Genomic DNA, 21,498 nt, shown 5'->3' with positions numbered 1-21,498 from the left:
CATGCGCATCCCCTTCACTTTCCAACGCGTTCGGTTTGCGGCGCTGCCGCTGATGCTGGCACTGGGCGGCTGCGCCTTCGCGCCGGACAGCAAGCCGCCCAGCATGGCGCAACCCGCGCAATATGGCGTCGAGGCCGCGCCCCCCGCGGGTGCCACCGCGCAGGGCGTGGCGCAACGCTTCGAGCGCGGCGCGCACCCCGTGCCGCAGTGGTGGAAGCGCTACGGCTCCGAGGCGCTGAACGCACTCGTCGAGGAAGGCCTGGCCAACAGCCCGGACCTGGCCGCCGCCGAACGCAACCTGGCAGGCGCGCGCGAGCAATTGCGCGGGCAGGTCAATTCCTCGCTGCTGCCTTCGGTGGACGCGGGCGCCAGCGCCACGCGCAACCGCGCGCTGACGATGCCCGAACTGCCCGAACCCACGGCGCTCTTTAACGTCTTCACGGGCCAGGTGCAGGCCAGCTACAACCTGGACCTCTTTGGCGCGGCGCGCTTTGCCAACACGTCGCTGGCGGCGCAGGTCGCGCAGCAGGCCTATCAGCTTGAAGCGGCCCGGCGCTCGCTCGCGGCCAACATCGTCACCGGTGCGATCACCTCGGCCGCGCTGGCCGAACGCGTGGCGCTGACGGAAAAGCAGGCGGTGCTGCTGCGGCAGGTGGCGCATGACACGCAACGCCGCTATGAATACGGCTCTGCCTCGCAGAACGATGCGCTGGCCGCCGACCAGGACGCCGCCACGCTGGAGGCATCCTTGCCCGGTCTGCGCGCGCAGTGGCATGCCACGCGTCACGCGCTGGCCGTGCTGCTGGGCCGCAGTCCGGACCAGGCGCCCCCCGACCTGGCCTTCGACACGCTGGCCGTGCCCGAGGCGGTGCCCGTGGTGGTGCCATCGGAACTGCTGGCCTCGCGGCCGGACATCCGGGTCGCCGAGGCGGCGCTTGAGGCCGCCGCGGCCGACGTGGGCCTGGCCACCGCGCAGATGTTTCCCAGCCTGTCGCTGTCGGCGTCCATGGGCAAGGGCGGGTTCTCTTGGGGCGACGCCCTGTCAGGTGGCGGCTCTATCTGGGCCATTGGCGCGTCGCTGACGCAGCCGATCTTCCATGGCGGGCAATTGCTGGCCGAACGCAGCGCCGCGAAAGAACGCTACGAGGCCGCCGTCCTGCAATACAAGCAGACCGTGCTGACAGCGTTTCGCGATGTGGCCGACACGCTCTCGCGCCTGGATGCGGGCGGACAGGCGCTGGCGTCGGCGGAAGCCTCGCGGCGCGCGGCCGAACAGTCCTATCGGAACACGGCCAGCCGGGTCAAGTTGGGCGCGTTGGCGCCTTACACCCAATACGCCGCCGAGCAGCATTACGTCGCTGCGCGCCTGCGCGAACTGGAATACGCCAACAGCCGCATGACGGAAACGGCGGCGCTGTTCCAGGCAATGGGGTCGCCGGTCGCCGCCGCACCGCAAAGGTAGCGATCCCACGCGCCGGTCTTCGTGGCGCGCCGGGACCGGCTGGCGCATCAGCCTTTCTTGAAAAGGCGCTTGACCAGACTCACCGCGCCCAGCACGACCGCGCCGGCGACGATGCCGAACAGGGCGTTGAGCAACGTGGACACCAGCGCGTGCACGACGCCGCCCCCGCCCACCGCGGCGGCGGCGTGTTCGATGGCCGCATGCACGGGGGGAATGCCGTGGGTCAGGATGGCGCCGCCGACCATGAACATGGCGGCCGTGCCAACCACGGACAGCGTCTTCATCAGGTAAGGCGCCGCGCCCACGATCCGCTCGCCCAGCCAGGCCACCGCGCGCGACGATTTCTGGCTCAGGTGCAAGCCCAGGTCATCGAGCTTGACGATGCCCGCGACCAGGCCGTAGACGCCCACCGTCATCGCAATGGCAATGATGGACAGCACCGCGACCTGCCGTGTGAAGTCGGCGCCCGCCACCGCGCCCAGGCTGATGACGATGATTTCCGCCGACAGGATGAAGTCGGTACGCACCGCGCCTTTGATCTTGGTCTTCTCGAACGCGACCATGTCGACCGACCGGTTCTGCAGCGCCTCGGAGAGCGCGGCGTGATGCCCTTCCGGGGATTCGCCATGCGACAGGTACTTGTGCGCCAGCTTCTCGACGCCTTCGTAGCAAAGAAAGGCGCCGCCCAACATCAGGAGCGGCGTGATCGCCCAGGGTGCGAAGGCGCTGATGAGCAGCGCCGCGGGCACCAGGATCAGCTTGTTGATGAAGGAACCCTTGGCCACCGCCCAGACGACGGGAAGCTCGCGGTTGACGGGCACGCCGCTGACCTGCTGGGCGTTGAGCGCCAGGTCGTCGCCCAGCACGCCCGCCGTCTTCTTGGCGGCCACCTTCGTCATGACGGAAACGTCATCCAGGATGGTGGCGATATCGTCGAACAACGCGAAAAAGCTGCTTCCGGCCATCAAGATCCCCAGGCGCCCAATAAGGTGCTCCGAGTGTACAGGCGGCGACCGGCGGATTCATGCAACCGAGCTGTCGGTTTTCATTCCGTTTGTGTCCGGATCGGGGCGGGTTGTGCGCCGTGCGCACCGCCGCGTCTGAAGCGTCTGGCGGATCTGGCGCTACATCGCCTCGATGCGGGGATAGAGATCGCGGTTTTCGCGCTGCATGCGCTCGTGCACACGGCGCAGCACGGTATTGGCGTCGTCGCGAAAGCCCCGCTCGTCCAGTTCCAGGCTGCGGGCATTGTTCCAGCGCTTGGCGAAGCCTTCGTAGGCGGCGGCGATGGCGTCCATCTCTTCCTGGAATTCGCGCCCCTTTCGCGCCAGGTCGGCGTCCGCGCTGCGCGCCACCGCGGGATACAGCGCGCGGTCCTCGACCGCCAGATGCAGTTTGATGGTGGCGCTCATGGCGACGATGCCCTGGGCGATCTCGGCCGCGTTGCGCGCCACGCCGGCAAGGGCCAGCTTGCGCAGCGACGCGATGCCTTCCAGGATATCCACGTGCTGCTGCTTGAATTTGTCGATGTTCATACGGACCTTCCCTGCTGATGCCGCGGGGCCGGCAGGCCCCGCCCTTCCTTGCCGCGCGCCGTCAGGCCGGCGCACGCGCTCCTGCGTTCTCGAAGAGGATGTTGTTTTCCAGGTGGATGTGCGCCATCAGGTCTTCCTTGAACTGGCGAATGCCCAGGTAAAGCGCGCGCCAGGTATTGCAGGCCGCACGCGGCAGGGTCACGTTGTTGGTCAGCGCCATCAGGCGTTCGAGCGCCACGCCGTGGTCGTCGTGTTCCGTGCGCATGACCATGATCGGCATGGTGGCCATGGCGCCGTGGCCGCGCGCCAGCATCGGGAACAGCACCTGTTCCTCTTTCTGCATGTGGCTTTCCAGTTCCTGCTGCATGGCGCGCAGGTGATCGGCCAGGCCCGCCGGGCAATCCGGGCTGTCGGCGTGGACCTGTTCCACCTTCAAGGCCAGGCGGATGAGTTCCGGCAGTTGCTGACGGTGGACCTCGTGGTAGCGCGCCAGGATGTGATCGACCAGCTCGGCCGGCGAAGCGAGCCCCCAGTCCGTTTCCTGCGAGGGGTCCTGCGCCAGGGCGACCAGGCGGGCCTCGATCTGCGCGGGATCCAGCGAACGCTGGGCTGCCGCCTCGGCCAGGCTTTTCTTGCCGCCACAGCAGAAGTCCAGTTCGAATTCGTGAAACACCTGCGTGGCGCCGGGAATGCTGCGGGCCAACTGGCCCAGGGATTGCTCAACCATGCTCATCGCGTCTCTCCATAGATCATGACGGTGCCTCTCTACTTGCGAAAACCGTGCCAGGAAAAACTTGCGATTTATCAATCACCTGCGTTTTAAAGGGTAGATATCACCCTTCAGCGGTAGGGTTTTATTCACCTTGCAACGGTAGAATTCACCCATGCAAAATCTTCTGCTTGCCGACCTGGTCGCCGACCTGCCGCCCGCCATTCGTCTACAGCGTCTGGTCTCCAGTCTTCGAACGCATTTCCGCTGCGGCGCCGTCGCGCTGCTGCAGCTCGAAGAAGATCACCTGCGCCCGATCGCGGTGGACGGCCTGACGCAGGACGCACTGGGCCGCCGCTTCGCCGTGCAGCAGCATCCGAGGCTGGCGGCCATCCTGGCGCGGCGCGGCGTCACCTGCTTTCACCACGACAGCACCCTGCCCGACCCCTACGACGGACTCATCAACGGCATGGCCGGTGAACCGCTGCCCGTGCACGACTGCATGGGCACCAGCCTGCACATCGAGGGCAAGACCTGGGGTGTGCTGACGCTGGACGCGCTGGAGGTCGGCACGTTCGACATGGAGGCGCAGGCCGATCTGCGAGACTACATCGTGCTGCTCGAAGCCGCGCTGCGCACCACCCGCCTGGAGGCCGAGATCCGCGCCCTGCGCGTGGCGCGCGGGCAGGCGCCGGCTGACAGCGCCGCACCCGCCGCCAGCGAGATCCTGGGCCAGAGCGAGTCCATCGCCCGCCTGCTGCACGAGATCGAGGTCGTGGCCGATTCGGAATTGCCGATTCTGCTGCTGGGTGAGACGGGCGTGGGCAAGGAATTGTTTGCGCGCCGGGTGCACGGGCTGTCGCGCCGCCGCGACCGGCCGCTGGTGCACGTGAACTGCGCCGCGCTGCCCGAGTCCCTGGCCGAGAGCGAATTGTTCGGCCACGCAAAGGGCGCGTTTTCCGGCGCGGTGGCCGACCGCCCCGGCCGCTTTGAAGCCGCCAACGGCGGCACGCTGTTCCTGGATGAAGTCGGCGAACTGCCGCTGCTGGTGCAGGCCAAGCTGCTGCGCACCCTGCAGAACGGCGAGATCCAGCGCCTGGGCGATGACCGTCCTCGCACGGTGGACGTGCGCATCGTGGCGGCCACCAACCGCAGCCTGCGCGACTTGGTGCGCGCGGGCGATTTCCGCGCCGACCTCTACCACCGTCTGTCGGTGTATCCGATTCCCATACCGCCCCTGCGCGATCGCGGCAACGACATCCTGTTGCTGGCCGGCCGCTACCTGGAACTGAACCGCGCGCGCCTCGGGCTGCGCAGCCTGCGGCTATCGCCGGAGGCCGAGGAAATGATGCGCCGCTACCGCTGGCCCGGCAACGTGCGCGAACTTGAACACGTCATCAGCCGGGCCGCCATCAAGGCAGTCAGCCACGGCGCCAGCCGCAACGAAATCGTCACACTGGGCGCCAAGCTGCTGGACCTGTCCGACGGCGACATGCCTGGCGCGCTGGAAGACGATGCGGATGACGCGCCCGCCCGCCAAGCGCCGGCGCAGTCGCTGCGCGACGCGGTGGACGCCTGTCAGCGGCAGGTCATCCGCCGGGCGCTGGACGCGCACGACGGCAATTGGGCCGTCGCCGCGCGCGCGCTGGATGTTGACCCCAGCAACCTGCATAAGCTGGCGCGGCGGCTCGGGTTAAAGGGCTGAAGCGTGGCGCCGCGTTATTGCCGCATTGGGCGCAATCACGCAATCCGGGCGTGCGAATCGACCACCAGACGACCATGGGTGATCGCGGCGTCGACCGCCATTCCGGGCGTGGCGACGAAACCGCCGGCAACGAAAAGCGGCACGGCATGAGGCTCGCCAAGCCGGTCCTGATCGCCGGCCAGTTCCACTGCCACGGTGGCGGTGAAGGCTGGCCGATGCGCGCTCCCGATGGAAACTCGGGAGACGCTGGCGCTAAGCCTATAGCCCTTGTAGACCATATTGTTCTGATACATGGGACCTCCAATGTTTGGCGGCGGGCCTTGCGGCCCGCCACTCACAACGCGCGGATCTGCGTCGCGTGAGGGCCCTTGGCGCCTTGCGCGGTCACGTAGCTGACCCGCTGGTTTTCCAGGAGCACTTTGTGTCCGTCGCTGACGATCTCCGAGAAGTGCGCAAACAAATCCTTGCCGCCGTTCTCGGGCATGATGAAGCCAAATCCCTTGGCATCGTTGAACCACTTCACAATTCCGGTTTCCATTGTCGCTTTCCTTTAAATGCGGACAGGCCGCGTAGCGAGGCCTGTCAAGGAAAGGATCGCGAACAATGAGGCGCCCCGCAAAGGGTGCAAGACCGGACGAAAATCACGATGCTCGAAAAGCTTCGGAACCACTATGGGTGCCCGGCCGGGGGAAGTCAACGCGCTTTGTGCTTATTGCGTAACCAATCAACTCAATCCACGGGACGGCGCGAAAAGCGCGTATGCTGGCTGCGTGGTGCTTGAAACGCGCGTTGCCTCGCCGTATCGCCATGAGGAGCAAGCCGTGATCAACCATCGCCAGAACGTCCCGCCCATCCCCCGCCCAGTCCCATTCACCGCGTTGACGGCTGACGCCACGTGAGCCTGATCAGCAGGTCCATCGCCCGATTCGCCAATGCGTGCGTGAAGCGCCTTCCCCCAGCGCCCGCCCCGTCCCGTGGCCCTGCCGAATCGGGACGCGATCCGCATCCGCGCCACGCCGCGATCTCATCGCCGTGGCGGATCTACCGCATCTACGCCCGCCCTGGCCATCTGCTGTTGCGCAACGAACAAGGCCAAATCCTGAATCTGGGTGTGATGAAAGGCGCCGAACCCAATCTCCGGTACCGACTCTTCGCCCGGGATCTGCAAGGCAGGGGATTCGCCACCCGCACGCAGTTGCTTGACGACATTGCGCGGCGCATCGAGGCCGGGGAAGTCAGCCAGGAACTGCAGGTCCTGCCCGCATGGGACAGGCCGCTGGGCGCAGATCTGGACCGGGGCACGCACACGGATGTGTCGATGAAATTCGCGCGCTAGCCGGACATGCTCGCCAGTCCGCTGATGCAGGCCGACGTGACGGGGTTCGACGCGCCCTCGCGCTGGCGCTGGCAGGACTAAGGCGAATCGAAAGGCCGCCTGAATGGTGCGCCGCCTGCCGCGTAAGCGGCCACCTCTGGCAGTGCACCTGACGCTTGATCGGCAATTGCATGCGGTAACAGGGCCGTGCTACAAGACGGCCCTTCCCCGTCATCCCCCACCCGAATCATGTTCACAGCCTCGACCGCCAGCCTATTTGTCGCGGGCGTCGCCGTCATTCTCGCCATGCCAGGCCCGACCAATACGCTGCTTGCCGCCGCCGGCCTGCGCCAGGGCTTTCGCCGGTCCGCGCCGCTGACGCTGGCCGAGCTTGCGGGCTATCTGATTTCAATCACGGTGTGGGGCCGCTTTCTCGGTGAAGCAGCGCAGGTGCTGCCCTGGTTGCCGGGCGTGGTCCGGGCCACCAGCAGCCTGTACATCGCCTGGCTCGCGTGGCGCATGTGGCGCGCGGCCAGCGCCGTGCCTTGCGCGGCCCAGCAAGTGATCGGCATGCGCACCCTGTTCGTTGCCACGTTGCTCAACCCGAAGGGCATTCTGTTCGCCAGCGCCATCTTCCCCGCGCTGGCCTTCCAGCACTTGGCGGCGTATCTGACGGCGATGGGCGTCTTTGCGCTGTTGCTGGTGCCCATCGGCCTGGCCTGGGTGCTGTTTGGCGCGATGCTGGGCGGCGAACGGATGAAGTGGATCGATCCGGCGAAAATGCAGCGCGGCGCGTCGATCGTGCTGGGCGTGTTTTCCGCGACACTGGCCTGGTCGGTGTTTCGCTGAGCACATGTCGCATCGGCCTGAAAACCCATAGGATCCCTCGGGCGCGGCGGACCGAGCCCGTCCGCGGCAGCGGACGTCAGCCCTTGGGCATCTCGCGCTTCAAGCAGGCATTGACCACCTCGGTCACGCTCTTGCTCAGCCTTTCGCTGTCCGGCGTGGCGCTTTTGGTCGCCAGCAGCTGGTCCAGCTGCTTGAATTCTTCGTACGGCACGGATTTCTGCAAACCGTCGACCATGCAATTGCAATAACTGGCGGCCTTCGCGTCCACTTCCGGCGAGGCCTGGACCCGGGACTTGAAACCCGCGACGCACGAGCTATAGGTCTCGCGCTGGACCTCGGGCGGATAGGCCTCTTTCTTGCCGCACGCGGCAAGCGCCGCCAACGACATCAGCCCCACGCCCGCCGCAACCCGCAATGACGTTCCAGCCATGAACCCCGCTCCTGTGTGGAAATGAAAGCGGCTCATTGTGGCACAGCCGAAAACCGCCATTGCGCCCCGGTCGCCGCGCTTAGCCCATGCCCGCTGCGCAATCCAGGATGGCGCGCCGAAACTCGTGCATCAACGGCGACCAGGCGGTCCCCTGCCGCGAAATCAGCGCAATGGCGCGCGGCAGCGGCCGGCCCAGCGCCACCGGCAATGCAACGACATCCGCCCCGATACCCAGCGCGCTTTGCGGCAGCAGCGCCAGCAGGTCCGTCTGCGCCAGCAACTCCAGCGTGCCCTTGGAAAAGTGCTCGACTTCCAGCGCCGCGGCGGGCAACGGCAGGTTGCTTTCCGCGTACCGCGAGTCCAGGGTCTTGCGGGCAATCGAGGAAGGCTTGGGAAGAATCCATCGCAGGTCCGCCAGATCGCGCAACGCCAGCTTGCGGCGCGCGGCTAGCGGATGGTGGCGGCTAGCCGCCACGCAAAGGCGGTCTTCCATGATCGGTTCATGGTGCAGGGTCGAAGGCACGTCCGCATAAATGGGCGTCACGGCCAAGTCCAGCTTTCCGCTGGCGACCTGCTCGTTCAGGTCATCCGATAACCCCTGCGTCAATTGCACCCGCAGCGCCGGTCGGCGCGGCAGCAGGTGCCGCATCGCGGGCATCGCCACGCTGTCGACGGTGGCGCCCGTCACCCCGACGCGCAGCAATCCCGCCTGCCCCACGCGCAATTCCGCCGCATGACGCATGGCGTCCAGGTATTCGGCCCAGAGCCGCTTGGCATGTTCCAGAAACACCAGTCCGGCCGACGTCAGGCGCAGCCCCCGGCCGCTGCGGTCCAGCAGCGCAAGACCCGTATCGGCTTCCAGCCGCTGCAGCGACTTCGACAGCGCCGGCTGGCTGACGCCAAACGACGCCGCGGCGCGTTCCAGGTTGCCGTACTCGACGGCGGCCAGGAAGTACTCGATATCCCGCAGCGACAGATTCATAACCGAAGTTCATTCATTTACGTACTTTTGGGAATATAACGGCCACCCTGCCCTCCTAGAATCCTGGGATCAACCCGAGCATTCACCGAGGCGAGAACACAATGGAACACAAGCCGAACATCGTCTTGATCGTGGCCGACAATCTGGGATGGGGCGAACTTGGCTGCTACGGCGGCGGCGCCCTGCGCGGTGCGCCCACGCCCAACATCGACCGGCTGGCCGCCGAGGGCCTGCTGCTGCAGAACTTCAACGTGGAAAGCGACTGCGTGCCCACGCGCTCGGCGCTGATGAGCGGCCGTCACCCCATCCGCACGGGCTGCCTGCAATCCGTGCCACCCGGCCTGCCGCAAGGGCTTACGCGCGACGAGATCACGCTGGCGCAACAACTGTCGGGCCAGGGCTACGCCACCGCGCATTTCGGCAAATGGCATCTGGGCGACATCCCCGGCCGCTATCCCAGCGACCGCGGCTTTGACGAGTGGTACGGCATTCCGCGCACCACCGACGAAAGCCAGTTCACGTCGTCGATCGGCTTCGATCCCTCGGTGGCGGACATTCCGCACATCATGCAAGGCGAAGCCGGCGGGCCGTCGGAGAACGTCAAGGTCTACGATCTGGATACGCGGCGCGGCATCGACGCCGAACTGGTGGACCGGTCCATCGGTTTCATGCGCAAGCACGCCGAGGCGGCGCGCCCTTTCTTCCTGTATCTGCCGCTGGTGCATCTGCACTTTCCCACTCTGCCGCACCCCGACTTTGCCGGGCGCACGGGCGCGGGCGACTTTGCGGACTCGATGGTCGAAATGGACCACCGCGTCGGCCAGATCGTGCAGGCCGTGGACGCGCTGAACCTGCGCGAGGACACCGTGTTCATCTTCTGCAGCGACAACGGCCCTGAATACCGCAAGCCGTACCGCGGCACGGCGGGCCCCTGGAGCGGCACCTACCATACCGCCATGGAAGGCAGCCTGCGCGTGCCCTTCATCATCCGCTGGCCCGGCCGCGTGCAGCCGGGCCAGGTGTCCAACGAAATGGTCCACGTGACCGATCTGTACACGACGCTGTCCCGCATCGGCGGCGCCGACATTCCGCGGGACCGGCCCATCGACGGCATCGACCAGACCGATTTCTTTACCGGGGCCAGCCCGAAATCGCTGCGCGAGGGATTCCTGTTCTACATCAAGGGCGACCTGCGCGCCGTGAAATGGCGCGACTGGAAGCTGCACTTCTACTGGGAGCCCGAGGTCAACGAGGGCAAGGGCAAACTGGAATCCCCGTATCTGTTCAATCTGATACAGGACCCGAAGGAGGAAAGCGACATTCTCATCTTCAATACGTGGGTGCTCGGCCCCATCCTGAAAATGGTGCAGGCGTTCAATCAGTCGTGCGCCGAACATCCGAACACGCCGCCCGGCAAGCGGGATCCCGGCTGAGCGCAAGACAAATCACCGATAGCAGAAATCAAGGGGAAAACATGAAATTCGCTATCCAATGCTGCGCGATGCTTCTGAGCATCGCCCTGCCCGCCGCGGCCGCCACGGCGGCCGACAGCAATTCTCAATGGCCGGCCAAACAGATCACGTGGGTGGTGGGCTTCGTGCCCGGCGGCACGGCGGACGTGCTGACCCGGATCGCGGCGCAGGAACTGGCGCGCCAGACCGGCCTGAATGTCATCGTGGAGAACCGTCCCGGCGCCTCGGGGGCGATCGCGCTTCAGCTGGTTGCGCGCAGCAAGGCCGCCGACGGGTATCTGATCACCGTGCCGGGCCCGCTCATCTACCCGACGCCGCAACCCGACATCGGCCGCGAGCTGGCCCCCGTGATGCTGATGGCGCAAGGCCCCATGGTCATCGTCGGCCCAGCCCGCAACGCCAAGAACAGCCTGCAGGACGTGCTGGCCGACGCCCGCCGCCAGCCCGAAGCCTGGAGCTATGGCAGCTCGGGCAACGGCACCTCGCAGAATCTGGCGGGCGAGTTGCTGAATCAATACGCCGGCACCCGCATCGTGCATGTGCCGTACAAGGGCGGCGGCCAGGCGGTGGCGGACGTTGCCGGCGGACAGATCCCGCTGGCCATCCTGGGATCCGCGCCGGTCATGCCGCAGATCAAGTCCGGCGCACTGAAGGCTTACGCCGTGACGACGCCCTATCGCCTGGACAGCCTGCCCGACGTGCCCACGGTGGAGGAATCGGGCTTCAAGGGCTACGCCGCGACGCAATGGTTTTCGGTGGCGGCCAGCAATGCCATCACGGGCGAACAGCTTGAACCCATCAACGCCGCGCTGCGCGCCGCGGTCGCCACGCCCGCGTTCAAGGCGGCGGTCGACAACGCCGGCATGCTTGCCGGCGGCGGCTCGCGGGAAGACCTGCTGAAGTTCATCCAGGCGGACAACGCCAAGTGGAAGGCCCTGATCGACAGCGGCGCGGTGAAACTGGCGAACTGAGGGGCTGGCGAACTGCGGGGCTGGGCATCAGCTCATGTACACGCCGCCATTGATGGCGTAGTTGGCGCCGGTGACGAACGCCGCCTCGTCCGAGGCCAGCCACGCGCACAGCCCGGCCAGATCCTGCGCGGTGCCCAGCCTGCCGACCGGCACGCTTTCGACGATGCGGTCCAGCAGCGCGGGCGGGAAGGCGCGGACGGTGTCGTCGGCGATGAAACCCGGCGACACCAGGTTCACCGTCACGCCGCGCGCCGCGACTTCCTGCGCGAGCGAACGGGTGAAACCGATGACGGCGCCCTTGGCGGTCGCGTAGTTGATCTGGCCGATCTGGCCTTTCTCGGCCGCCACCGATCCGATGTTGATGATGCGCCCCCAGCCGCGGTCCGCCATGCTGTCGACGACCTGCTTGGTGCTATTGAAGAGCGTGTCCAGATTGCTGCGCAGGACGGCCGACCAGTCGGCGTGGCCCATTTGCCGAAAGCGCATGTCCAGCATGGACCCGGCGTTGTTGACCAGCACGTCGATCTCGCCGACCTCTCGGCGGACCTTGGCGAACGCTGCCTCGGTCGAGGCCCAGTCGGTGGCGTCGCCTTCCGAGGCGATGAAGTCGTAACCCAGCGACTTCTGTTCCTTCAGCCAGTGGTCCTTGCGGGATGAGCGCGGACCGCAGCCGGCCACCACGCGATGGCCGGCGCGGTGCAGCGCCTGGCAGATCGCGGTGCCGGTATGGCCCATGCCGCTGGTGACGTACGCAATGCGCAAAGCCATGGTGCTTCCTTTTCAGTGTCGTGCGGCAGGCGCCGCGGGAATCAGGCGGCGGCGCCGACCAGCGGGAACAGGCCGAACGCGAGGGCGGCCGCCAACATCACCAGGCAGACCATCGTGGCCCACTTGAGCGAATAGCGCTGGTGGTCGCCGAATTCCACCCCGGCCAGCCCGACGAGCAGGTAGGTCGACGGCACGAGCGGGCTGAGCAGGTGGACGGGCTGGCCGATCAGGGAGGCGCGTGCCATTTCTACCGGCGAGATGCCGTAGCCCTGCGCCGCTTCGCTCAGGATGGGCAGCACGCCGAAGTAGAAGGCGTCGTTGGACATGAAGAACGTGAACGGCAGGCTGACCAGTGCGGTAATGCCCGCCAGGTATGGTCCCAGCGCGTCGGGAATCACGGCGAGCAGGCTCCGCGACATGGCTTCGACCATGCCGGTGCCCGACAGGATGCCGGTGAAGATGCCCGCCGCGAAGATCAGCGACACGACCGACAGCACGTTGCCGGCATGCTGCGCCACGCGGCGGCGCTGCTCGGCCAGGTTCGGGTAATTGATGATGAGCGCAACCGCGAACGCAATCATGAACAGCACGGGCAGCGGCAGCACGCCCAGCACCAGGCTCACCATCAGCGCCAGCGTCAGGCCCGCGTTCACCCACAGCAGCTTGGGACGGCGCAGGTCGTGATCCACTTCGATCTCGGGCAGGTTCTTGGGGCCGTCCTCGTCGTAACCGGCATGCAGGGACGCGCCAGCGGGCAGCGACAGCACGCCAAGGCGGCGACGCTCGCGCAGTCCCAGGAAAAACGCCAGGATCAGGATTGCCACGATCGCCACGCCCATCACCGGCACCAGCGGCACGAAGATGTCGCCCGCGTCCACATGCAGGGCGCTGGCCGCCCGCGCCGTCGGGCCGCCCCACGGCGTCAGGTTCATGACGCCGCTTGCCAGCATCGCCAGGCAGGTCATGGACAGCGCGTTCATCTTCAGGCGCCGGTACAGCGGCAGCATCGACGCCACCACGATCATGTAGGTGGTCGACCCGTCTCCGTCCAGGGAGATCACCAGCGCCAGCACGGTCGTGCCGACCACGATCTTGAGCGGATCGCCCTTCACCGCGCGCAGGATGCGGCCGACGATGGGGTCGAACAGGCCCGCGTCGATCATCACGCCGAAATACAGGATGGCGAACATCAGCATCACGCCGGTCGGCGCGATCTTGCGGATGCCGTCCAGCATCATCTTGTCGATGCCGCCGCCAAAGCCGCCCAGCAGGGCAAAGATAATGGGGACGAGGATGAGGGCGACCAGCGGCGAAAGGCGCTTGGTCATGATCAGCGTCATGAACGTGATCACCATGCCGAAGCCAAGCAGGGTCAGAAGCATGAGGGTTATCTCCAGCTAGTCGTTGTTATGTGCTGCCTCCGGCTGGGGAAGCAGGATCGCAAGACTAGGAAGAAAAGCTGTCTGGAACCTGTCGTTTTTTGCTATGCGACAATCGCGCCATGCGCATTCTGGTAATCGAAGACGACGAGGATCTTTCCGACGCACTCGTGCGCCGGCTGCGCCGTCTTGGCCACGCGGTCGACAGCCAGAATGACGGCCTGAGCGCCGATGGCGTCCTGCAGTACGAGACCTTCGATCTTGTCATCCTGGACATCGGCCTGCCCCGCATGTCGGGCTTTGACATCCTGCACCGGCTGCGCGACCGCGGCAGCAAGACGCCCGTCCTTGCGCTGACCGCGCGCATCGACATCGAGGACCGGGTTCACGCGCTGGATACCGGCGCGGACGACTACCTTGCCAAGCCCTTCGATTTCCGCGAACTGGAAGCCCGCTGCCGCGCGCTGCTGCGCCGTCCCAGTCCGCAGGCCACGGGCGTCCTGCGATTCGGCGACCTGGTCATCGACAGCGCCGCGCGGCAGGTGACGCTGGCGGGCCGGCGCATCGAGCTGCCCAAGCGCGAATTCAGCCTGCTGGAGATCCTGCTGGCCGGCATGAACCGCGCCGTCAGCAAATCGGAAATCGCGAACAAGCTGTTCGCCTTCGACGACGACGCCGCGCCCAACGCCATCGAGGTCTACATCGCGCGGCTGCGCCGCAAGCTGGAAGGCTCGCCATTGCGCATCGAAACGCAGCGCGGCACCGGCTACCTGCTGACGGCCGCTGGCGGCGCGCAGGACGAGCCTTCTACCCCGCCGTCTCCCTAGCGGTCCCGCGCCACCATGATCCGGCCGCGCCCCGAGCAGCCTCACCGCATTTCCGTCCGCCGCCGGCTGCTGACCGTGCTGGGAACGCTGTTCGCGGCCGGACTGGCTGTGATCTACCTGCTGCTGCGCGGCTATGCGCACCAGACCGCCGACACCACCTACGATCAATTGCTGCGCGCCTCCGTGCTGTCCATGTCCGACAGCCTGCAGCTCGTGCAGGGCGAGTGGCAGATGGACATGCCTTACGCGGCCCTGGCGCTTCTGGAGCAAGCCCCGCGCGACCGCGTGTTCTACCGCGTCGCCGCCGCGCGCGGCGCACTCATCTCGGGCTACGGCGACCTGCCCGCGCCGTCCGCGCGCGGCAACACCGACGCCAGCACGCCGCAGCTGTACACCACCAATTACCAGGGCGAACCGGTGCGCGTCGCCTGGATGGAACGCAAGGTGGCCGGCCCGCACGAGACCGAGACGGCAGTCATCCAGGTCGCCCAGACCCGCGAAGCGCGCAATGCCCTGGCCGAACGCATCCTGTGGCAAGGCACGCTGGCGCTGATCGGCTTTACCGCCGCCGCGCTGGCGCTGGCCTATTGGGGACTGCAGCGGTCGCTCTCGCCGATCCGGCGGGTCGAGCGTGAGCTGGCCGCCCGCTCGGCGTCGGACCTGCATCCCATCGCCGCGCCGGTGCCCGAAGAGCTGGACATGCTGGTCCAGTCGCTGGACGGCTTCATGGCGCGGCTGTCCGAAAACCTGGACACGCTGCGCCTGTTCATTGCCGAGGCCGCGCACCAGCTGCGCACGCCGCTGGCCGCGCTGCATGCACAGATGGAAGTCGCGCTGGACGAGGACGACCCGATGGAGCAGCGGCGCAGCCTCGCGGCCGTGCTGCGCAATGCCGAAAAGCTGTCGCGGCTGGTCAACCAGCTGCTCAGCGACGCCAGCGTCATCCATCGCAGCAACGTCAGGCAGTTCCAGCCCGTCGACGTGGCCGAGCTGCTGAGCCAGGCCGTCTACGACACGGTTCCGCAGGCCGATCCCCAGCCCGACGTCCGGCTGCACCTGCCGTCCCCTGGCGACGAAACGCCCCGCGTGCAGGGCGACAGCCTGATGCTGCGCGAAGCATTCAAGAATCTGATCGACAACGCCTTGCGACACGGCGCCAACGAGGACGGCCACATCGACGTTCGCCTGGAAGGGCGTGACGGCGGCTGGCGCATCACGGTGTCCGACCAGGGGCCCGGCATCCCGCCGGCGCTGGCCAACACCGCCTTCGAACGCTTTGCGCGCGGTCCCAATCCGCGCGCGCCCGGCGCGGGCCTGGGCCTGTCGATCATCAAGCGCGTCGTCGACATCCACGGCGGCACGCTCAGCCTGAGCAACCGCGTGGGCGGCGGGCTCGACGCCGTCATCACGTTGCCTGGAGGCACCGGTCATGCGTGACGCCCTGACCTTCCTGCGCGGCCTGGCCGCAAGCGCCGCGCTGACGCTGGCCGCGATCGGCCACGCCGCCGAAGTCAGCAGCAGCGGCCTGACCCTGGGCCCCGCCGACAGCAGCAACGTGCTGGTCGTGCATGCGTCCAACAGCGTGCAGGTGTTTCGCGGCGTGCTGGAGGACTTCAGCCGGCTGAATCCGTCCGTGCGGCTGGAATACACCGAGCTGTCGACGCAGGAACTCTACCGCGACACCGTGGCCCGCGCCGCCCGGGCGCCGGGCGTCCCGGCGGGCCCCGACATCGTCATCAGCAGCGCCATGGACTTGCAGACCAAGCTGGTCAACGACGGCTACGCGCGCGTGCACATATCGCCGCAGACGCGCGCCCTGCCCGGGTGGGCCAACTGGCGCGACGAGGTCTTCAGCATTGGGACCGACCCCATCGTCATGGTCTACAACACGCAAAAGCTTGACGCCGCGCGCGTGCCGCACACCCGCCGCGAACTGCTGTCGCTGCTGCAGGCGCCCGACCAGCCGCTGGCCGGCCGCATCTCCACCTACGACGTGCAGGGCAGCGGCATCGGCTATCTGGCGGCCACGCAGGACACGCGGCTCGACAGCATGGCCGGCGCCCTGCTCGCCGCCTTTGGCCGCAATGGCGTGTCCATCCACGAGTCCACCGAACATGCGCTGGACAAGCTGGAAAGCGGCGAGGTCACCCTGGCCTACAACCTGCTGGAATCCTATACGCGGCACCGCATCGACAACGGCGCGCCACTTGCGATCATCTACCCGCAGGACTACACGCTGATGCTGTCGCGCTCGGCCATCATTCCGCGACAGGCGCCGCGCGGCGACCTGGGCGCGCTGTTCCTGGACTACCTGCTGTCGGCGCGCGGCCAGGACGCGCTGGCCCGGGAATCCGGCATGCGCCCGGTCAGCGCGTCGGTCGTGCCCGCGGCCGGCGTGCGGCCGGTGGCTTTGGGCGTCGGCCTGCTGGTGTACCTGGACCCGCTCAAGAAACGCCACTTCCTGGACCTGTGGCGCGCGGCGATCATTCCGCCGCGCTGACGCCGGGCCGGCAGCTGGTCTAGCGCAGGGCGACGCTCATGCCGCCGTCGGCCATCACCACCGCGCCCACGATGTAGCTCGCCTTCTCCGAGGCCAGGAATGCAATCACCTCCGCGATCTCGCGCGGCTCAGCGGCGCGCCGGATTGGCGCGTTGCGGCCATGCTCGGCCAGGAACTTCGGCCCGTCGGCGTGGATATGGTTGGTGATGTTGGTGACCACGTCGCCCGATCCCACGGCGTTCACGCGGATGCCATGGTCGATGGCTTCCAGCGACAGCGCGCGGGTCAACTGCGCAAGCGCCCCCTTGGACGCTGCGTAGGCCGCGATCGTCGGAAACGCCTGATAGCACGCGTAAGATCCGACGTTGACGATGGCGCCGCGTCCGGCCGGCGCCATCACGCGCATGGCCTCGCGGGAAAACAGGAAGGCGCCCGTGGCGTTCACGGCCAGGATGCCGTTCCAGTCGTCCAGCGTCATGTCGATCACCGGCTTGTTGATGATGATGCCGGCGTTGTTCACCAGAATGTCCAGCCGGCCAAAGCGGTCGATGGCGGCCGCCACGGCCTGCACGGCGCTGTCTTCCTTCGCGATGTCGGCCATCAGCGGTTCGACGCCGGGCCGGGCCAGCGCGCGCACGGCCTCGTCCCGGTCCACCGCCACGACGCGCGCGCCCTGCGCATGCAGGAGTTCTAGGGTGGCCAGGCCGATGCCGCTGGCGGCTCCGGTCACGATGGCCGTCTGGCCGGCAAAGGGTTGCGCTGCGGAAATCGTTGTCGTCATGATGGGATTCCTTATGGTTGGTTCAATGCGGGCTGGCCGTCGGGCGCACCACCACTTCGCTGACGTCCACGTCATCCGGTTGTTCGATGGCGTATGCAATGGCGCGGGCGATGGCGTCCGGGTGCAGGGCGACGCGGCGGAACGACTGCATCGCCACGCGCGCGGTGTCGTCGGTGATGGTGTCGGCCAGTTCCGACTCGACGACGCCGGGGCAGACCACCGTCACGCGGATCTTGCTGGTCTCCTGGCGCAGGCCATCCGAAATCGCGCGCACCGCGAATTTGGTCGCGCAGTACACAGCGGCCGTCGGCGACACGCTCAGGCCGCCGATGGAAGACACGTTGATCACCTGGCCGTGCCCCTGGCGTTCCATGCCCGGCAGCACCGCGGCGATGCCATGCAGCACGCCGCGGATGTTCACGTCGATCATGCGGTCCCACTCGTCCACCTTCAGCGAGGACAAGGGCGACAGCGGCATGACGCCAGCGTTGTTGACGATCACGTCCACTTGACCGAAAGCTGCCTCTGCACCGCGCACGAAGGCCTGCATGTCTTCTGCGGATGTGACGTCCAGCGCGCGAAACGCCGCCGTGCCGCCCTTTGCCCGAATATCTTGCACCAGCGTTTCCAGCCGGTCCGTGCGCCGCGCGCCCACATACACGCGGTGGCCTTGGGCGGCCAGCAACCGCGCCGCCGCCTCGCCGATTCCGCTGCTGGCGCCGGTGATCAACACTACTTTGGATTGCCGTTCTTGCATCGAAGTCATGGTCGTTCTCCAGGTTGTTTTCCGTGACTGAAATGCTACGGACCCGGCCGCCCAGCGCGAATACCCGCGTCTATCGCACCCTTGCCTATTTCTATCGCCCGCCATGTTCCCGCCGGGACGACGCCGGTAGAATGTGCCGCACCGGAACCGAAACACGGGATGCCCCCATGACGCTGCCGTCCAGTCCGCAGTCGCGCGAAATGATTGCCCTCATCGAACGCCTGGCGCCCAACGAGGGCTACAGCCTGTCCGCGCTGGACGGGGTGCGCTTCATGCGATCAGACCGCCCGCTCGGCCGCACGCCGGTCCTTTACGAACCCGGCATCGTCATCGTCTGCCAGGGCCGCAAGCTCGGCTTCCTGGGCGATGAGGTCTACGTGTACGACGCGCAGCACTATCTGGTGCTGTCCGTTCCCCTGCCCTTTTCCACCGAAACGCAGGCCAGCCGCGAAGAACCCTTGCTGGCCGTCTCCATCCGGCTGGACCTGACCACCTTGGCCGATCTGGTGGTGGCCATCGACGCGCTTGCCGGCGCGCGCGCCGAAGATGCCCAGTCCGGCGACGCGCCGCTGGGCATCGCTTCCACCCCGTTGTCGATGGAACTGGCGGACGCCACCGTGCGCCTGCTGCGCGCGCTGTGCAACCCGCTCGATGCCGAGATCCTGGGCCCGGCGCTCGTGCGCGAGATCTGCTTTCGCGTCCTCACCGGAGAACAAGGCGGCGCCTTGCGCGCCGCGCTGGCGCACCCGGGCCGCTTCGGCCGCGTCGCCCGGGCGCTGCGGCGCATCCATACGGACTTCTCCCAGCCGCTGGACGTGACGCACCTGGCGCAGGAAGCCGGCATGAGCGTGCCGGCCTTCCATGTCAATTTCAAGGCGGTCACGCAGACCTCGCCGATCCAGTACATCAAGTCCACGCGCCTGCATCACGCGCGGCTCATGATGATCCGCGACGGCCTGACGGCGGCGTCGGCCTCGGCGCGCGTGGGTTACGAGAGCGCCTCGCAGTTCAGCCGCGAATTCAAGCGCTTTTTCGGCCGCACGCCCATCGAGGAAGTGCGCGACATGAAGGCCTCGTTCGCGCTGTCGCCCGCGGCCGCCATCGGAGATTTCGCGTCCCGGCATTGAGACGGGCGCGGCGCCGCATCGTGTAGCATTCGGCGCAATTGCCGCAACCTTCACGCCTCAGGATGTCCGACGTATCCCGCCCCATTGGCCTGCATCACAAGACCGCCCAAGAGATCCAGGACGAAACGCTGGCCGCCATCCACCGCTGGTTCGACACGCAGCAAGCGCGCGACGACATCGATGCCATCGTGGCCCGCACGCCGCTGCAAGTCGGCATCCACAGCGAGATCCTGCTGGAATACGAGCCCTCGCGCATCGTGTTCGACGTCATGCCCAGTTGGGAGCCTGACGACCAGGACGGCCTGCTCGCCGAAGGGCGCAACGGGCCGCTCACCCCGGACGCGGTGCACACGTCGCTGGCGCCCGTGCTGGGCAAGGCCGTGCGCGAACGCATCGACCGGCTGGCCGGCACGCCCCATCTTGACCACCACTTCCGCTTTCGCGCGCAGTTTCCGACCAGCGAGGGCCGGCTGCGCCTGACGCTGGTGGATCACACCGACGCGGTCAAGCAGCAGACGCTGCGCGATCGCGTGACGCACTACGTGGACCAGGCGGTGCTGAACGGCAGCCATCCCACCGACCGCCTGCACGTCACTCTGCTGTGCCGCCACCTGCTGGACGAACGCCTATTCCCGCACCCGGACCACCCCTGGCTGATCTCCGTCTTCACGCGCTTGCTGGCGCTGAACGCAGGCCAGGAATCGCTGGCCGAACAACGCGGCTCGATCATTCACGCGCTTCGCGGCTGGGCCGAGGCGCAATATCTGCCGCGCTACTTCGACGTTTCTCAAGACGTCTTCCGCCAGAACACCTACTCGCCCAAACCCGGCGCCGCGCTGGATCCCGACGACCGCGGTATCGACCTGCTGCTCTACGCCGCCACGCTGATCCTGCGTCACGAGCCCGGCTATGCGCGCCCTACCGGCCTGACGTTTATGGAACTTGCCCGCGGCCTGGGCAGCGCGCGCGCCGGCGCGATGCTGGCCAGCGGCAGCGGCGCATTGGCGCCCGAACTCACGCGCCTGTCGACCGACCTTGCGGACTGCGCCGCCAACGACGTGCTGGCCACGGTGACCATCGCCATCCGGCAGGAATCACCGGCCGCCTATGTGCAGGCGCTGGACTTCCTGGCGGCCCTGCTGCGCGCGGGTTTCCCGGCCGGCTACCGTGTCGTGTTAAAGAGCCACGCGCGTCACTACCTGCCCGTCAAGGGCCTGGCCAAGTCCGACACGCATCGCTTCTTTGCCAACGCCGCGCAGCACCCCGCGGCGCATGACGCGTTGGCGGCCTATGCGCGCGCCGCCATCCAACCCTACGAGTGGTACGCCGACGCGGAGGCCGAAAAGGCGTGTCTGTCCGGCACGTATGCCGCCTTTGCCCTGGGCCTCGCCGGCCGCCGCCATTTTGCGCTGCTGCGTCACTACATGGACCTGGTGGATGACGAACACCAGTCCGTGCAGGACCGCTACACCGCCGTGTTTCTCGAGCAGCATGGCCTGACGCCGGATACCCTGACCACCGCCATCGCCTGCCTGCGCGTCTGCACCGATGCCTTCAAGCTGCCCGCGAAATTTGCGCTGGATGACGCAGAGACGCTGGACCTGCTGGCCGCCGCGCTTGCCGAGCTGCCCGAGCACGACAGGGCCCCTGTGCGCGAACGGCTCTTCGGGTCGGACAAGAAACTTGCCGCGTTGGCGCGCAAGGCCGACGGCCCGCACAAGGCGCGGCTGCTGCGGCTGCTGGAATGCTAGACGGCACGGCATAGGCGCGTGTGCGCAAGGCGGTTGAATTAGCCCGGTATCGCCGCATCAACGCGGCATTTGCCGCGTGAAAATGCGCGGCGAAATGCGCCTTGCGCGCAAGTTTGCGACGATAATCGGCGCTGGGCCCGCCGCCATTGCCAACCTGATATGCGCGGCG

General features: G+C 67.1%; 22 protein-coding genes. 11 read left to right on the top strand and 11 right to left on the bottom strand.

Annotated features, from left to right (window positions below):
• Nucleotide 1 precedes the first annotated feature (1 nt).
• Nucleotides 2-1,462 (top strand): efflux transporter outer membrane subunit, encoded by a 1,461-nt coding sequence (locus HV786_RS03160; protein WP_175209957.1) that lies wholly within the window; start codon nucleotides 2-4, stop codon nucleotides 1,460-1,462.
• Between the two features lie 47 nt (nucleotides 1,463-1,509).
• Here HV786_RS03160 and HV786_RS03155 read toward each other — a convergent pair whose 3' ends face one another.
• From HV786_RS03155 to ytfE, 3 genes are all read right to left on the bottom strand, one after another.
• On the bottom strand, nucleotides 1,510-2,427 hold the full coding sequence (locus HV786_RS03155; protein WP_128827626.1) for a DUF808 domain-containing protein: 918 nt from the start codon (nucleotides 2,425-2,427) through the stop codon (nucleotides 1,510-1,512).
• A gap of 159 nt (nucleotides 2,428-2,586) precedes the next feature.
• Nucleotides 2,587-2,997 (bottom strand): hemerythrin domain-containing protein, encoded by a 411-nt coding sequence (locus tag HV786_RS03150; protein ID WP_128827625.1) that lies wholly within the window; start codon nucleotides 2,995-2,997, stop codon nucleotides 2,587-2,589.
• Between the two features lie 61 nt (nucleotides 2,998-3,058).
• Nucleotides 3,059-3,730, bottom strand: coding sequence for an iron-sulfur cluster repair protein YtfE (ytfE, locus tag HV786_RS03145; RefSeq protein ID WP_128827624.1), 672 nt, complete (start codon nucleotides 3,728-3,730; stop codon nucleotides 3,059-3,061).
• 151 nt (nucleotides 3,731-3,881) lie between these two features.
• Here ytfE and norR point away from each other — a divergent pair, with 151 nt between their 5' ends.
• Nucleotides 3,882-5,411: a nitric oxide reductase transcriptional regulator NorR gene (gene norR, locus HV786_RS03140; protein ID WP_175209955.1), complete on the top strand. Its 1,530-nt coding sequence runs from the start codon at nucleotides 3,882-3,884 to the stop codon at nucleotides 5,409-5,411.
• A gap of 35 nt (nucleotides 5,412-5,446) precedes the next feature.
• Here norR and HV786_RS03135 read toward each other — a convergent pair whose 3' ends face one another.
• Entirely contained in the window at nucleotides 5,447-5,704 is a 258-nt protein-coding gene (locus HV786_RS03135) for a hypothetical protein (RefSeq protein ID WP_128827623.1), read from the bottom strand.
• Between the two features lie 41 nt (nucleotides 5,705-5,745).
• On the bottom strand, nucleotides 5,746-5,949 hold the full coding sequence (locus tag HV786_RS03130; protein ID WP_006223700.1) for a cold-shock protein: 204 nt from the start codon (nucleotides 5,947-5,949) through the stop codon (nucleotides 5,746-5,748).
• 357 nt (nucleotides 5,950-6,306) lie between these two features.
• Here HV786_RS03130 and HV786_RS03125 point away from each other — a divergent pair, with 357 nt between their 5' ends.
• Complete coding sequence (locus HV786_RS03125) at nucleotides 6,307-6,747, top strand: hypothetical protein (RefSeq protein ID WP_128827622.1); 441 nt, start codon at nucleotides 6,307-6,309, stop codon at nucleotides 6,745-6,747.
• Nucleotides 6,748-6,975: 228 nt separating this feature from the next.
• Nucleotides 6,976-7,575, top strand: coding sequence for a LysE family translocator (locus HV786_RS03120; protein ID WP_128827621.1), 600 nt, complete (start codon nucleotides 6,976-6,978; stop codon nucleotides 7,573-7,575).
• Nucleotides 7,576-7,651: 76 nt separating this feature from the next.
• Here HV786_RS03120 and HV786_RS03115 read toward each other — a convergent pair whose 3' ends face one another.
• Together HV786_RS03115 and HV786_RS03110 are read right to left on the bottom strand one after the other, a co-directional pair.
• The gene (locus HV786_RS03115) at nucleotides 7,652-8,005 is read right to left on the bottom strand and encodes a hypothetical protein (protein ID WP_226848373.1); all 354 of its coding nucleotides are present in this window, start codon (nucleotides 8,003-8,005) and stop codon (nucleotides 7,652-7,654) included.
• Between the two features lie 79 nt (nucleotides 8,006-8,084).
• On the bottom strand, nucleotides 8,085-8,987 hold the full coding sequence (locus HV786_RS03110) for a LysR family transcriptional regulator (RefSeq protein ID WP_128827620.1): 903 nt from the start codon (nucleotides 8,985-8,987) through the stop codon (nucleotides 8,085-8,087).
• A gap of 101 nt (nucleotides 8,988-9,088) precedes the next feature.
• Here HV786_RS03110 and HV786_RS03105 point away from each other — a divergent pair, with 101 nt between their 5' ends.
• Together HV786_RS03105 and HV786_RS03100 are read left to right on the top strand one after the other, a co-directional pair.
• Nucleotides 9,089-10,420, top strand: coding sequence for an arylsulfatase (locus HV786_RS03105; RefSeq protein ID WP_128827619.1), 1,332 nt, complete (start codon nucleotides 9,089-9,091; stop codon nucleotides 10,418-10,420).
• Nucleotides 10,421-10,461: 41 nt separating this feature from the next.
• A complete protein-coding gene (locus HV786_RS03100) occupies nucleotides 10,462-11,430 on the top strand; it encodes a tripartite tricarboxylate transporter substrate binding protein (RefSeq protein WP_128827618.1) in 969 nt (322 codons plus the stop codon).
• A 27-nt stretch (nucleotides 11,431-11,457) separates the two neighbouring features.
• Here the strand turns inward: HV786_RS03100 and HV786_RS03095 are convergent, their stop codons facing one another.
• Nucleotides 11,458-12,198 carry an SDR family oxidoreductase gene (locus HV786_RS03095; RefSeq protein ID WP_056321629.1) on the bottom strand — a complete coding sequence of 247 codons (741 nt, stop codon included), beginning with the start codon at nucleotides 12,196-12,198 and terminating at the stop codon, nucleotides 11,458-11,460.
• A 41-nt stretch (nucleotides 12,199-12,239) separates the two neighbouring features.
• On the bottom strand, nucleotides 12,240-13,580 hold the full coding sequence (locus HV786_RS03090) for a CitMHS family transporter (RefSeq protein WP_108005373.1): 1,341 nt from the start codon (nucleotides 13,578-13,580) through the stop codon (nucleotides 12,240-12,242).
• A 119-nt stretch (nucleotides 13,581-13,699) separates the two neighbouring features.
• Between HV786_RS03090 and HV786_RS03085 the strand changes: the two genes are divergently transcribed.
• Genes HV786_RS03085 through HV786_RS03075 form a run of 3 tightly spaced genes read left to right on the top strand, consistent with a single transcriptional unit; the run spans nucleotide 13,700 to nucleotide 16,904 of the window.
• On the top strand, nucleotides 13,700-14,404 hold the full coding sequence (locus HV786_RS03085) for a response regulator transcription factor (RefSeq protein WP_128827617.1): 705 nt from the start codon (nucleotides 13,700-13,702) through the stop codon (nucleotides 14,402-14,404).
• Nucleotides 14,405-14,419: 15 nt separating this feature from the next.
• On the top strand, nucleotides 14,420-15,841 hold the full coding sequence (locus HV786_RS03080) for a sensor histidine kinase (protein ID WP_128827616.1): 1,422 nt from the start codon (nucleotides 14,420-14,422) through the stop codon (nucleotides 15,839-15,841).
• Nucleotides 15,834-16,904, top strand: a complete 1,071-nt coding sequence (locus HV786_RS03075; protein ID WP_175209953.1) for an ABC transporter substrate-binding protein — start codon at nucleotides 15,834-15,836, stop codon at nucleotides 16,902-16,904. Before HV786_RS03080 ends, HV786_RS03075 begins: the two co-directional genes overlap by 8 nt.
• A gap of 19 nt (nucleotides 16,905-16,923) precedes the next feature.
• Here HV786_RS03075 and HV786_RS03070 read toward each other — a convergent pair whose 3' ends face one another.
• Both HV786_RS03070 and HV786_RS03065 read right to left on the bottom strand, forming a co-directional pair.
• On the bottom strand, nucleotides 16,924-17,685 hold the full coding sequence (locus tag HV786_RS03070; RefSeq protein ID WP_128830132.1) for an SDR family NAD(P)-dependent oxidoreductase: 762 nt from the start codon (nucleotides 17,683-17,685) through the stop codon (nucleotides 16,924-16,926).
• A 22-nt stretch (nucleotides 17,686-17,707) separates the two neighbouring features.
• Nucleotides 17,708-18,442, bottom strand: a complete 735-nt coding sequence (locus tag HV786_RS03065) for an SDR family oxidoreductase (protein WP_128830133.1) — start codon at nucleotides 18,440-18,442, stop codon at nucleotides 17,708-17,710.
• 176 nt (nucleotides 18,443-18,618) lie between these two features.
• Here HV786_RS03065 and HV786_RS03060 point away from each other — a divergent pair, with 176 nt between their 5' ends.
• Nucleotides 18,619-19,578 (top strand): AraC family transcriptional regulator, encoded by a 960-nt coding sequence (locus HV786_RS03060; protein WP_175209951.1) that lies wholly within the window; start codon nucleotides 18,619-18,621, stop codon nucleotides 19,576-19,578.
• Between the two features lie 62 nt (nucleotides 19,579-19,640).
• Nucleotides 19,641-21,329, top strand: coding sequence for a DUF6138 family protein (locus tag HV786_RS03055; RefSeq protein ID WP_128827615.1), 1,689 nt, complete (start codon nucleotides 19,641-19,643; stop codon nucleotides 21,327-21,329).
• The last annotated feature ends 169 nt before the right edge of the window (nucleotides 21,330-21,498 follow it).

It is taken from the genome of Achromobacter mucicolens (assembly GCF_902859725.1).
GTDB lineage: Bacteria > Pseudomonadota > Gammaproteobacteria > Burkholderiales > Burkholderiaceae_B > Achromobacter > Achromobacter mucicolens.
The sequence above is the reverse complement of the archived record's forward strand: the minus strand, read 5'-3'. Positions and strand labels throughout refer to the sequence as shown.